Below are 14,204 nucleotides of genomic sequence, written 5' to 3'. Positions count from 1 at the left end.
ACTTTGACTGAAAGGAAATAAAAAATTTGAAAAATTCCCGGCAGCTTATGGTAGTGCATGTGTTAGTAATTGGTATTCTGCTTTATGTGAGTAATCGTATTGGTTATTTATTTTTAGCAGAGAATACGGGGAATTTATCATTTGCAGATAATTTACTAACGACATTCAACCGAACATTTGAAGAACTTTCTAGATTTGCTCCGCAATTTTCTTATGAACCGATATCATTAGGGATAGCAGCGGTTGTTGCTATTTCCTATGTACTTTTTATCTTATATAAGACGTTTGATGAGAAGAATACCCGCCCTAATGAAGAATATGGAAGTGCACGATGGGGAAAGTACAGCGACATCCGTGCATTTCTTGATAAGAAAAAAGATTTCAATATCTTGTTGACGAAGAGCGAAAGCTTATCATTATCAGGACGTATGAAGATTACACGAAACGATAATTTCAACCGAAATAAAAATGTCGTTGTGGTGGGAGGAGCCGGTAGTGGTAAGACGCGATTTTATGTAAAACCTAACTTGATGCAAATGCATTCCTCTTATGTCGTCAGTGATTCTAAAGGCTTATTATTAGCTGAAACAGGCAAAATGTTTGAAGAAGCGGGTTATCAAATCAAGATTTTTGACTTGATCAACCGAAGAGATACGCATCAGTACAACCCGTTTCAATATATTCAAACTGAGGATGATATCTTGAAAATCGTGAACAATCTCATCAAAAATACGACGAACCCGGATAAAAAAGGCGGAGACGATTTTTGGGAAAAAGCTGAAACAGCCCTATTGATGGCTATTTTTAGCTATTTGATTCAAGAAGTAACCGCAGAAGATCGGACGTTAGGAAACGTGATTGAATTAGTCCGTTTAGCAGATATTGAAGAAGATGTGCCTGGCTATGTCAGCCCACTAGATATTTTATTCAATGAGTTAGAACAAAAAGATCCGACAAACTTTGCGGTATCACAGTACAAGATTTTTAAACTTTCTGGTGATAAAACGACAAAAAGTATTTTAGTCAGTCTAGGCGTGCGGTTGTCACCATTTGATATTCCAAGTATCAAGGAACTCGTTTCGCAAGATACACTTGAGTTAGATACAGTTGGTGATGTCAAAACGATTCTCTATATTTTATTGCCTGATACAGATACCAGTTTCAACTTTTTAGCGAGTATGATGTATCAGCAATTGTTTGACATGTTAGTTTATAAAGCAGATAACGTTTATAAGGGACGATTACCTTGTCATGTCCGTTGTATCCTAGATGAGTTTGCCAATATTGGACAAATTCCTGATTTTGAAAAAGTGATTTCGGTTATTCGAAGCCGTGAAATCTCCACAAATGTCATTTTACAAAATATCAGTCAGTTAAAAACTTTGTATAAAGATACGTGGGAAACGATTATTGGGACCAGTGATGTCTTTTTATATTTAGGCGGAATGGAACAAAGTACGCACGAATATATCTCAAAATTGCTAGGGAAACAAACGATTGAACAAAGAAATACAAGCGTCACCAAAGGAAGCAATGGTTCTTTTAGTGAGAACTTCCAGAAATTAGGAAGGAACTTGATGGACCCCGATGAAGTAGCAAGTCTCAAAGGACAGGAATGTATCTTAAAAATTCGCGGAGTCCATCCATTTTTATCAAAGAAATATGATATTGTGAAACATAAAAACTATAAGAAGTTAGGCGATGTGACGGATTCCTATATGTATCAACGAAATCTATCTGCTTAACTAGTTCGATCAATGAATCACTCATAATAAATAGAAAGCACCTTCATTCGAATGATAGACTGAGAATGTGGTGCTTTTTATTAGCTAAAAAAGGCTGGTTCACTGAAAAGAACAGTGAAATTTGGCCATTTCATTCATCGTAGGTTGAAGCAATATAAAAATAGCCAGTAAGAATAACATATAATCGGTTTATTATCGAAGGTTAATTGTAAATGATGGTTCTAGTCCTAAAAATAAGATTCATTTGATAATAGGCGATTATCCAGTTTATCTCCTAAAGTAATGGTCGTAATTATTCTAAAATTTCTAATGGAAGAAATAACTGATACAAGTAAACACAGAATTTCGCATATACTAAATTTATGAAATAAGATAAAAAATTATTATTATAAAAAAGGAGATTAGCAAAATTATGAATGCACAATTATTAGAACAAGTATTTGGATTAGTTTCACAGTTTACATTAATTGGTGGTGGACTATGGTTGATTTGGGGAACAATTATCCTAGCTGGTGCGTTAAAAGATAAAAATGGCCCTCAATTACAACAAGGGATTTGGCAGATTGTTGGTGGTGGATTGATTCTAGTCGCTGCAGGTTGGTTTGCTACTTCATTTGATATTGGTTCGTTTTTACCATAATCGTTACGCAAAAAGAAGAGTAGGAGTATAGTATATGGAATCTGCAATTATGACCATCTTTGATCAAATCATGACATTTCTTAATGGGGACGATCTAAAAAATATTTTAGGAATGGATTTACGAAGTTACATATATGATGCCTACAGTTTAGTGGAACGACTACAGCAACACGTAGTTGGGCCACTTGCTTTATCCATTCTAGCAATTTTTATTCTATTAGAGTTTCAAAAAATCTCAACGAAAGTTGAAGGTGCAGGTGGAGCTCCCATGTTAGGATTTGAGATGATTATCAAAGCATTGATCAAATTCGTCATTTGTTACATAGTTATTTTAAGAATTCAAGACATTTTAGATGGTATGGTTATCATTGCTGGCAATTTAACCACTAGGATTTTAACGGTTGGAAATGCATCAGCTGTAAGAGATACAGCTGATGCAGTGAGACAGGCGGTCTCTCAACTAAGTTGGTGGTCACAATTAGTTGTACTACTCGTGATGTGTATCCTGTTTTTAGCATCCCTTGTTGTTCGCGTATTGGTTCAAGTAACTATTTATCTTCGTTTTTTGGAGATGTATATATTTTGTGCAATGGCACCAATTCCGATGAGTGCCTTACCAAGCCAAGAGTTTTCAGTGATGAGCAAGGGGTTCTTCAAGAATTTCGCTGCCCTCGGTCTGCAGGGCACATTCATCGCGTTAGTACTGGTGATTTATCCGACGATCTTCCATCGTATTATGGAAGAAGTTGGTTCAGGTATTTTTGGAATTATTTTAGGTTTGACAGTTTACATGATTGCTTTATTACTTTCTGTAAATAAAACTAAAGGATGGGCAAAAACATTGATGTCAGCATCGTAAGGAGGAACTATGGCAGTTGAGGTAAAGATACCAAAGGATATTAAAGAATATAAAGAAAAGGTAATTGCGGGAATGAATTTAAAGCAGCTGCTTTGTTTAGCTATTGCAGCTGGAGTAAATGTCTTGATCAGTTTGATTTTCATTGCAGGATTAAATATTCCTATGGAAATCACAAGTTGGTTGATGATTCTTTCATCCATTCCAATCGTTTCATTTGGCTGGTTTAAAAGAAATGGCTTGACATTTGATATCTATCTTAAACAATTTTTCAAATACCACGTGGCACCAGGGACACGAAAAAAGAAGCCTAAGGAAGAAATGAATAAAGAAATTGAAGATGTAGGCGGGCAAGAAACATGATGAAGTTAAAAGCGCTCAAAGCGTTAAAACCAACTAAAAAACCAAAAGATGAGGAAAAAGAATTTATTAGCAAACCTAAATCGAAGAAGAAAGAGGAGATTGATCCTTTCAGAGATACGTTTAGATTTGAAGAGATTTATGAAAGTGGTATTTGTAAAATCGATGAATTTACCTATTCATTGACGCTTGAGTTACAAGATATCAATTATCAATTATCTTCTGACGATCATCAAATTGAAATTTTCTCTCAATACTGCGACTTTTTAAATTCATTGAGTAGTAAAACAAAGTTGCAACTCACTGTTTATAAAAAGAAACGACCGCTTGCTGATTTGCAATCGGTTCTTTATTACAAGGCAAAAAATGATTTCCTCGATTCATATCGTGAGGAAATGAATCAAGTCATTTCAAGGAAATTAGATGAAGAAAAAAATGGTTTCAAAAAAACGATCTTATTTACTTTTGTGCAGAAACATCCTACGTTGGAGATCGCGCAAAAAGAATTAGAGATGGTAGCAGATCGTTTTGAAATGTTTGCTAGTCGCTTAGGCAGTCAAGCAAAAAAGGTAGAAAAAATAAAATTATTACATATGATTTCCGAAATCTTATTAACGAATGACAAGACGGTTAAAACAGAAGTCGATGAGGTACTACCTGAAGTCATGGAATTTAAAGAAAACAAAAACTACGTAAAAATCGATGATCACTATGCAAAAACATTATATTTACAAGAATACCCTTCTGAATTATCAGATACGTTTCTTTTTGAAATGTTAGAAATCCCTCGTGAAATTGTTGTATCTTTACATATTGAACCAATGGATCAAGATGAAGCCTTTGATTTAGTGAAGACAAAATTGGCTTTTATGGAACAACAAAAAGTGGATGAGCAGAAGAAGGCGTTACAAAGTGGGTATGACTTTGAGATGCTCTCTTATGAACTCTCTTACTCACTAACAGAGGCTAAAGGTTTGGTGGATGATCTCCAAAATAGGGGACAAAAATTATACGCGATAACAGGATCTGTCTATTTCCATTCACCAACGAAAGAAAAATTGGCTGAAGTCCATGATGAAATAAACTCAGTGTCTCGTCGCTTTGGATTTAAACTCATTGAATTGGAGTTCATGCAAGAAAATGGCTTAAATGCGACATTACCGTTAGGAATCAATGCGATTCCATTAGATCGAACACTTTCAACAGCCAGTACCGCCATTTTTATCCCATTCACGATTTCGGATTTGATTCAAGAAAATGGGAAGTATTATGGTGTCAATGCGATCTCAAAAAATATTCTTTCTCTCGATCGAAAATTATTAAAAGCACCAAATGGATTTGTTCTAGGAACACCAGGTTCTGGTAAAAGTTTCTCAGTCAAACGCGAAATCGTTAATGTACTGCTACGCGATGCAGATGATGAAGTCATCATTATTGATCCTGAGCGTGAATATTCTGTCATTGGACAAAATTTCAATGGTGAGATCATCAAAATCTCTAGTGATTCACCGACAACGATCAATCCAATGGATATCAATGAGAACTACGGAGATGATACTGATCCGGTCGTGTTAAAATCAGAGTTTTTGATTTCGTTATTTGATCTGATTATTGGTGGGGCATTGGGGCTAAGTTCGGCACAAAAAACGTTGATTGACCGTGTTTGTCGTCGAACGTATGAAGTGTTGAATGACCGTACACCAACATTCATTGACTTTTATAATATTTTAAAAGAACAAGAAGAAGAAGAAGCCAAGCAATTGGTAATGGATCTAGAAATCTATATCGAAGGAAGTTTGTCGGTCTTCTCTGCAGAGACGAATGTCGACATTACCAAACGTTTAGTGATTTATGATATTAAGGATCTAGGAAAACAATTGAAAACGATGGGGATGCTAATTGTTTTAGACCAAGTATGGAATCGCATCACGACTAACCGTGAACGAGGTGTTCGCACGTGGTTGTATATTGATGAAATGCAGCTTTTGTTTACGAATGAATATTCTGAGAATTACTTCTTTGAGCTGTGGAGTCGTGCACGAAAATGGGGAGCGATCCCGACTGGCATTACCCAGAACGTTGAAACCTTACTATTGTCGGATTTAGCTCGACGGATGTTATCAAATAGCGATTTTATCATGATGTTGAATCAAGCAAAATCAGACCGTACACAGTTAGTTAGACTGTTTGATATTTCAGAAGAACAAGAAAAATACGTAGTGAACTCTCCAGAAGGGTATGGTCTTATGGTGTTTGGGGATACAACGTTGCCCTTTTATGATCATTTCCCTAAAGATACACAGCTCTATAAGATGATGTCAACAAAACCTGGAGAAACTTGATAGGTATACGGATACGGGAAAGGAAACAGGAAAGTGGCTGATTCAAAAATTTTAGACAAGAACAGGGCAGGTAAGAATGCTACAACTACTAGTACAAATAATAAAAAAATGGTAGTAAGAAGTAGCAAACTATCTTTAAAAAAAGATAATTCTATCAGTACTTCTCGAAGAAAAAAACTGTTGAAGTTATTGAAGGGGAACAATCCTCGTATCAAAAGAAAATCCCAGCAAATAATTTTTCAGAGAAAACAAAGCAAAAACGATAAAAATAATGTGAATCAGGAACTTTTAGATAGCACGAATAAAAGCCAACCGGTCAACACTCAGAGCATTAGTCGACGACAAAGAATTCGAGAAAGTCGAAGAGATGAACTAAAGCAACAGCAACATGATTTAATGATGCGCCCTAATAAAGTCGATACAACCATCGCTTCTGCTCCTGTGACTAATAACGACACAGAACAAAAAAACGAAAAAACGAATACTCAAGTATTTTTGAATAGAAAAAACCGTCAGGAAAAAATTCGTAACCAACGAAAAAAAAGTAACACTTACAAAGGATATATCAGTAAAGTAAAACTAGAAAAGCAACAAGGACAACAAGAAAAAATTAGCACTAACACAACAAATTTACGTCATAAAAATCAAAAAAGAGCTTTGCATCTTTCTAAAAATGAACAGCTTGAAAAAAAGAAAAGAAACAATAAGCGAAAAGAAGGAAAAAAGAAGGTAGCAGCTAAAAGGAATATGCGGGCCAAATTAGATAATATGTTGAAAGATCAAATTTCGCCTAAAAATCCTTTTAAAAATAAAATCAAAGACTTAATTATCGATAAGGTTGGGCGAGATGAAGAGGGTAATTTGAATTTAGTTGGTATGCTTATCACCATGCTTATTATTCTAAAGTTACCTATCTTATTGAAATTGATCGTAATCATCTTGATTGTTGCAGTGGTCATTGCGATCATTTCGATCTTCGTTTCTTTTTGGACAACGATTTTAAGTTTATTTGTCGTAAAAACAGAGTCGATGATGATTACCGAAGCATACAACTATGTCACGTGGTTAGATACTTATAAAAACAAAGAGGTATATGATACGTACAATCGACTAGTTGATGATCCAGAGCATGATGAGGTCTATTTTGAAGTAAACGGGATAGAATCTGATCCAGAGCAATTTATGTATGTATCCAATGGAGATAACTATATCTACTACTTAAATGCAAAGTTTGAAGATTATGATATCGATAATACTGCCATTGTTACCTATCGAAAAAGAGTGGCTGAAAAAACAGGTGTCTGGATTCCATGGTCATCGAGGGATAACACATATGCTGTTTTTCATGACGCACCACACCCATTATCACCTGAACCTATCAAAGTATTCACTGTAAAAGATGAAATCCATGCATTACATGACATGGTCTACAACTACACGACCGTCATTGAAAAAGACAAAGAAGTTGAAACTGTTGTGATAACGGTGGATAAAGAAACAGGTGAAGAGCATACAGAAGTAAAACGTGAGAAAAAAAATGTTGCTACCGTCAAAATCAATGTCCAAACAATTGGTGAAATGTTTGACTCGGATCCTGAAGTAGGAGTCTATGTGGCTAGGCGTTATTCAAGGGATGATGATTACTATGGACGAGTCATTGCTTTTGATGAAGATGAAGTAGATAAATATTACCCAATCATGGAGAAAGATCGCTTTGAAGATAAAATTTTCATGGCTAATCCATTTGGTAAGATGAACTACGCAAACGTGGTGGATAATTTTGGCTATCGTCGACGTAATCCCAATACCCAACATTACGAAATCGCTTTGGAAGCAGAACCTGGAACACCTGTTTATGCCACCACCTTTGAAACAGTGGAAAGTATCAACTATAGTTATCAGGCTGGTCATACAGATGGTTCAGCGCCTGTAACGACAGCAATAGAAACGGATACAGGTCTATATTATGCGTATTATGTCAATATTGATCCAGTAGTGAGGCCAGGCAGAACCTTAGAAGCAGGTGATTTGATTGGCTATACAAGAAATCAGTTTGATGGGAATTTATTAGTTGCAATGAAAGAATATCGCTTCTGGCATAAAGATCCTGATGTTTATCCAGCGATCTACATCAATAATTTAGTCTTTAGTACGGATACCAACTTAGCCTATATGCGTAATGGTGGCGGGTTACATGGGAATCTGATCAATCCCCCATTAGCAGTTACTAAATGGCAAAACAGAGTTGCGGAACAAACGAGCAAACATGGCATTGAAGCATTTACTAATGCCATTTTATCCATGATATGGGTAGAATCTGGTGGAAATGAAGCCATTCAGCCAGATATCATGAATGCGCAACTGGCACTATCATCTCCAGACCGAATCACTACGCCAGAGGAATCGATTGAAAAAGGCGTCGAATATTTTGCTTATCTGCTCAAAAAAGCACAAAGCAATAATCTGAATGGTCTGGCAGCGGTTCAAGCCTATAATTATGGCGAAGCGTATCTTGATGATCTGATCAAACGAAATGCGCCTTATTCCTTTGAAGATGCGCGCTTGTATGCGCAAATGAAAAGTAATAATCAAACCATTCCGTTCAATCATATCGTCGCGCAAGGATTGGGCTATAACTGGCGATACATCTTTGGCAATATGTTTTATACCGCCATGGTCACAAGAAATATCATGGCAGATACAGGCAGATTAGCTGAGCTTGCTAGAAGAGAACTTGGTAACCCGAATGGTGAGAAGTATTGGCGATGGGCTGGATTCAACAATCGAATGGAGTGGTCAGCTGTATTTGTTTCGTGGATAGCGAATGAAGCGGGATACTTGGAACAAGGACGAGTATTGAATACAGCCAATGTTCTTGATATGAAAGAATGGTTTGAGGCGAATGATAAGTTCAAAACATATGATGAAAATTATGTTCCTCAATCTGGTGATCTTGTATTTTTTGACTGGACTGGTGGAAGAACAGGAAAAGATCATGTAGGAATCGTTGAATATTCTGGCGGAAATATTATTCAGGTCATCGAAGGTAACTCTGACAATCTAGTAAGAAGAAGAACTTACGCCATTGGAAGTAATGTTATTTCAGGATATGGCCTGCCATAAGAAGATAACACTGAAAATAATTGACAGATGGTTTAGAGGATATCTTGAAAGGAGGAAGTATGTTAAAAAATTTTTTAGAAACAGAGTCAGGTAAAAAAATAATTATCGGACTTGGATTGTTTGTTGCTGTGGTTGCTGGACTCGTAGGGTATTCATTAATGAATACTGCACAAGAAAATACAGGTAAATCAACAGACTCAACGACAGAAGAACAAGCAACAACAGAGTCAAGAGATCGTTTTAACGCAACGATCTACAGTGGCACCTGGTATTCTAATCTACCAGATGATACAGAAATCGTATTAGCAACTGATGGAACCTATAAAGTCTCCAGTGATTGGTTTGAGTCAGGGACCTATTATTTAAATACAAGTGGTCAGGTAGTTTTAGAAAACGATAAGAAGCAAACCAAAGAATTTGCCTTACAAACTAAGATGGGAAACACGATCTTATATCGAGAAGATGATGGGGAAGATGTGTATCTTTATCCTACAGAAGAAGTAAAAGCCCAGTTAGAAGCAGAAATTTCTGAGCAGGTTGAAGCCGCACAACGAGCGGTTTCACAAATGTGGATGGATATCTTGATGCAAGGAACATGGGAAAATACGAACAATAGTCGTTCCTTTACATTAGAGTTTGGAGAAGACAAATTTACTCAGAAAAAAATTGAAGAAGGAAGATCAGATGAAGAAGTAACATTTGAGTATCGAATTGTTTCATTTGATACCGATCATGAAGGTGCCAACTTTGTCGTCAATCGAACAGACAGTGGGAATCTACAAAAAACAATCACTTTTAGAATCACTGAAGAAGCGAATCAATACAGGCTGCTTGGAAATGAAGGAAGCTTCCAATGGAACACTCTATTTGAAAAGCCGTATGAATCTGTACAAATGACACAAGATGGGACGAGTCGTTCAGACACCTCAAGAACACAAGAAACCACAGATGAAGAGGGCAATACAGTTATTATAACAGAAAGAGATGTGACCTAAATGAATAACGTAGATAAAGATCCAGAAATCGATAAGCTCGAAAATATTTTTAAAAGAATCTTTCAAAGAGGACCAATTTGGCTCTATAGATTCATAAAAAAAGTTGTTCAATTAGGAATGAAAGTATATCGAAAAGTTCAGGTATTTCGACAAAAACGTAAAGAAGCACGAGAAAATCCAAAAAGTAAAGATCTAAAAGAAAAAGGGATTCTAGCCAGAGCTTGGCATTTCTTGAGACAAAAATACAGAACGTATCAGCAAAATCGTGCAGATAGAAGAGAAAAGTTAATAGATAAAGAGTCAAAAGATATGGGAACTTTATCTAAAGCCTGGAACTCTATTAAGCGGAAACTTGTTATCAGTAGAGACCATCTGACCAGAGAACAGGGGACTGCCTCAATGTCCCATGGACGAAGTTCAGCTGAAAAGCCCTTACTATCTAGAAGTAATTCAGCTGAAAAAGGCGGCACTCCAGATGGAAAGCCAAGACTATCCGCAATGACGAATAGAGCGAATAGACAAGCAAAACTACACAATGATGCATTAAGAACTCAGGGATTGACAAGAAATCCACTAGCAAAAGGTACACCATTACCAACGAGATAGTCTGTAGATCTAGAGAAAGAGGTCGGGAAAGAAGTGTTCAGTCTCGAGAAATAAGGCGCCATCCACGAAAATTGTTTTTCAAATTTTTGTGGATGGCGCCTTATTTCCGATGAGGTTACTTCTGTTCTCGCCGTTTATTCGGTTTTAGGTGGTACAAGAGGACTAATGTCCCAGACACTTTTATGTCTATAGTTGATTGAGAAGAATCGTTGCGAATAAACCAAGTGCATAACTACTGTTGAACAAAATCATATTTTTGATTGAATAGCTAAAACTGATAGGCTGCGGCAGACTCTCTTTGAATAGCTGAAGATTAAGATATATTTTTGGTAAAGTCAAGAAAGCCAGAAGGATCGGCCATTGAAAAATACCACTGATCAGACCTATTAAAAGAATCAGATAGCACGCATACATCAAAAGTTGAAAAAGCATGATACCGATGGGACGACCAATGTAGAAAACTAACGTGTACCGATGATTTTCAATATCTCGCTCCAAATCGCGTAAATTATTCGCTAACATAATATTGGCTATCGTAAAAACAAGTGGGAGTGCTGCCAGAAAGATGGCGGCTACAGCCCAGATATTGCCAGATAAATTGAAGGTGCCAGTTGCTAAAGACAGGGTTAAATCAAATAGATCGCTGCGATGAGTGTTGATATAGATGACCATCGTAAAGATCCCTAAACCCATGGTAAAACCGCTGAAAATCTCTCCTAATGGCATACGTGATAAAGGGATAGGACCAAAAGTATAAAAAATCCCAATAAAACAACAAATCATCCCCATCAGCAACAATAACCAACCAGTCCGCAATGTCAGTAATATACCGATGACTAAGACAAAAGCAATCATCCCTAAAATCATGTTTCGTACGAGTTTTGGTGAAATACCAGTCCGTCCAATGACGTTCTCTTCGTATTTATAAATTTCCGAATGTGCTTTTTCATAATCCATATAGTTATTGATTGCGGTAGTTGCTAAGTCAAAGACAAGCATACCAATAAAAAACAGTAAAGTGTTCAGCCACTGTATTTCGTGAAAAAAAGCGATAGAGAATAAAACCCCTATCGCAAAAGGAAATACACTAGCGACCTTCGTACGTAGTTCAACTACTTCTAAAAAGATTTTTAGTGTCATATCAGTTACTCCTTAGTTTAATTCAGAACGATCGCCCATAGTATATTTTGAATCTTCAGCGAGTTTGAAAGTGTCTTTGATTGGATCTGTCACATAGACCTTATCATCTTTTGTCACAAAAATCGCCTCAGTTCCATCATTCAGTTTATCCTCGATGTACGCCAAGCCATCTTTGACACCCATGGCGAAGACCGCAGTAGATAGTCCGTCTCCATCAATGGATTGATCGGTGATGATCGTGACACCAGCGATGTCGTTGTCAAAAGGATAGCCGGTTTTAGGGTCGAACAAGTGATGATATTTCACGCCATCAACTTCCAAGTAGCGCTCATAGATTCCAGATGTGACCAATGTTTTATTTCGTTCTTTGATCGAGCCGAGGATCGTTCCACGGGCAAGATTCGGATCTTGGATACCGACTGTCCAATCTTGATCTTCTCCTCTAGGACTGTGTCCAAGAACATAGACATTCCCACCTAGATCGACGATCGCCGTCGTTACATCATGGTCTTTCAAGACTTTGACGACTTCATCAGTGATGAATCCTTTCGCAATGGCACCTAGGTCAAGGATCATGCCTTTTTCTTGCAAGTAAACAGTCTTTTCTTCATCATTGAATTGGACTTTATGATAATCCACTAACTTCAATGCTTCATCGATTTCTGCTTGTGATGGTTTACGTGCATCGTCAAAGCCGATACGCCATAATTGTGTGATTGGACCGATTGCCATATCAAAGCCTCCATGAGAGTCCTCGCTGTACTCATACGCACGTTTTAATAAACGGTACACATCGTCAGATACTTTGACTGGTTTGATTCCTGCTTGTTGATTGATTTCATCAACTTCGGAGCCGCTTTGATTGATCGTGATTTTATCGCCTAACTCTTTGACTCGGTCAAAAGCAGGTTTTAATACGTCTTCTTTCCCTTCATCGTAGATACGGATACGAACGTAAGTACCAAGCAAAAATTGTTCGTCTGTGTAAGGGTCAGAAAGCAGTGAAGTGTTGTTCTCTTGTTTTCCTTCAGTTGTTTGGTCTGTGCTGCAACCCGCAATGGTCAGTAGGCACAAGAGCAAGACAAAAGGAAGTAATCGTTTCTTCAACATCTATTCCTCATTTCTTTTTATCTATTTCATGTTCCGCATAAAGAGAAATCTCTAAGCGAAATCAAAAGTAAGTTCATGCTTTGTATTCTAATATAATCTGGCAGGAATGAACATCTTTTTTTCGGGGGATATGGCGTTTGCAGGGATAGCACAGAAAAAGAGATGTGACAGTTGCCACATCTCCAAAAGGATTATCGTAAAGGCAGATGAGCCTTCTGTTAGACAAAGTTTATTTTGTCACAATGTTATCGACTTCAATTGTTTGTGTATCGCCTTTTTCAGCAGCATTGACTAATTGTTGTGCATACATGATGAATGAATGTGCACTGTGAGTTGCGCCAGTTACTACTTCTACATCTGCTGGAGAACCATCTTCTTCGCCCATTGCTGAAACAAGTTCATCGTTTAATTCTGGGATGTAAGTTTGAGGGTCAGTACCAGATTTTTCTTTCATCTTTTCGTTGTACTCTGTATCATCTTGTTTTGATTTGCCATCTGCATCGATGTAATCAAAGTTTGATTCAGTGACTTTGCCATCTGCAACTGTCAATTCAAATTGCACACGATAGCCATTTGAATAGTTTTTCTCTTCTAACTTGTATGTGCCGTCTTTAAGTTCTGCACCATTATCGATTTCGATCGTTTCAGTGTTACCCGCTTGAGCCGCTTGGATCAATTGTTGTGCGTAGTTTTGGAAACTTTCTGATGAATGTGTCGCACCAGTCACAACTTCTACACCACTTGCGCTTTGTGCGCTTAGCAACTGTTCATTTAATTCAGGAATGAATGTTTCTGGATTTGTACCAGCTTTTGCTTTCATGTTTTCGTTGTATTCAGCATCATCCATTTTAGATTTGCCATCTTCGTTCACATTGTCATAATTAGACTCAGTGATCTTGCCGTCTTTTACGACCATTTCAAAAACTGAACGGTAACCATTAGAGTAGTTTTTTTCTTCTAACTTGTATGTACCGTCTTGTAATTCTCCACCAGCAACGATTTCTTTAGTTGATTCTGTTGTACTAGTTTCTGTTGTAGAAGATTGTGCAGTAGAAGTAGAAGAAGATGTACTACTTGAACTATCATTGTTATCTGATCCACAAGCTCCTAGCATCAATGTTGAGAATGCTAATACAGCAACCCCCGTAACAAACCGATTTTTCTTCATTTTTTAACCCCGCCATTTCATTTTTTGTCCACAAATTCCTTGTGATTCATTATACATTCTAATGGATATCATCAATAAGTCAACCGTTTTACAAAAATAACGACAGTGATTTAATTGAG

General features: G+C 37.0%; 11 protein-coding genes. 8 read left to right on the top strand and 3 right to left on the bottom strand.

Features of this window, described 5'->3' with window-relative positions:
• Positions 1–47: 47 nt before the first annotated feature.
• The 8 genes from IGK01_RS13700 (at position 48) to IGK01_RS13665 (ending at position 10,667) form a co-directional block, all read left to right on the top strand.
• Entirely contained in the window at positions 48–1,745 is a 1,698-nt protein-coding gene (locus IGK01_RS13700) for a VirD4-like conjugal transfer protein, CD1115 family (protein WP_137073100.1), read from the top strand.
• Positions 1,746–2,157: 412 nt separating this feature from the next.
• A complete protein-coding gene (locus IGK01_RS13695) occupies positions 2,158–2,385 on the top strand; it encodes a hypothetical protein (protein WP_023520576.1) in 228 nt (75 codons plus the stop codon).
• Between the two features lie 34 nt (positions 2,386–2,419).
• On the top strand, positions 2,420–3,244 hold the full coding sequence (locus IGK01_RS13690; RefSeq protein WP_023520575.1) for a hypothetical protein: 825 nt from the start codon (positions 2,420–2,422) through the stop codon (positions 3,242–3,244).
• Positions 3,245–3,253: 9 nt separating this feature from the next.
• Positions 3,254–3,604 carry a PrgI family protein gene (locus IGK01_RS13685; protein ID WP_096081861.1) on the top strand — a complete coding sequence of 117 codons (351 nt, stop codon included), beginning with the start codon at positions 3,254–3,256 and terminating at the stop codon, positions 3,602–3,604.
• Positions 3,601–5,943, top strand: a complete 2,343-nt coding sequence (locus IGK01_RS13680; protein WP_023520573.1) for a VirB4-like conjugal transfer ATPase, CD1110 family — start codon at positions 3,601–3,603, stop codon at positions 5,941–5,943. The genes IGK01_RS13685 and IGK01_RS13680 overlap by 4 nt, the downstream gene beginning before the upstream one ends.
• Before the next feature lie 33 nt (positions 5,944–5,976).
• Positions 5,977–9,066 (top strand): lysozyme family protein, encoded by a 3,090-nt coding sequence (locus IGK01_RS13675; protein WP_438840828.1) that lies wholly within the window; start codon positions 5,977–5,979, stop codon positions 9,064–9,066.
• Positions 9,067–9,125: 59 nt separating this feature from the next.
• Positions 9,126–10,061 carry a hypothetical protein gene (locus IGK01_RS13670; protein ID WP_010733911.1) on the top strand — a complete coding sequence of 312 codons (936 nt, stop codon included), beginning with the start codon at positions 9,126–9,128 and terminating at the stop codon, positions 10,059–10,061.
• Complete coding sequence (locus IGK01_RS13665; RefSeq protein WP_023520571.1) at positions 10,062–10,667, top strand: hypothetical protein; 606 nt, start codon at positions 10,062–10,064, stop codon at positions 10,665–10,667.
• Between the two features lie 186 nt (positions 10,668–10,853).
• Here IGK01_RS13665 and menA read toward each other — a convergent pair whose 3' ends face one another.
• The 3 genes from menA to pplA form a co-directional block, all read right to left on the bottom strand.
• Complete coding sequence (menA, locus tag IGK01_RS13660; protein WP_010733913.1) at positions 10,854–11,807, bottom strand: 1,4-dihydroxy-2-naphthoate polyprenyltransferase; 954 nt, start codon at positions 11,805–11,807, stop codon at positions 10,854–10,856.
• A 12-nt stretch (positions 11,808–11,819) separates the two neighbouring features.
• Complete coding sequence (locus IGK01_RS13655; RefSeq protein ID WP_010733914.1) at positions 11,820–12,917, bottom strand: FAD:protein FMN transferase; 1,098 nt, start codon at positions 12,915–12,917, stop codon at positions 11,820–11,822.
• A gap of 229 nt (positions 12,918–13,146) precedes the next feature.
• The gene (gene pplA, locus IGK01_RS13650; RefSeq protein WP_224434376.1) at positions 13,147–14,085 is read right to left on the bottom strand and encodes an extracellular electron transfer flavoprotein PplA; all 939 of its coding nucleotides are present in this window, start codon (positions 14,083–14,085) and stop codon (positions 13,147–13,149) included.
• Positions 14,086–14,204 lie beyond the last annotated feature (119 nt).

The sequence above is a fragment of the Enterococcus sp. AZ080 genome (assembly GCF_051714945.1).
Lineage (GTDB): Bacteria > Bacillota > Bacilli > Lactobacillales > Enterococcaceae > Enterococcus_B > Enterococcus_B pernyi.
This window is presented reverse-complemented; position numbering and strand designations above follow the sequence as displayed.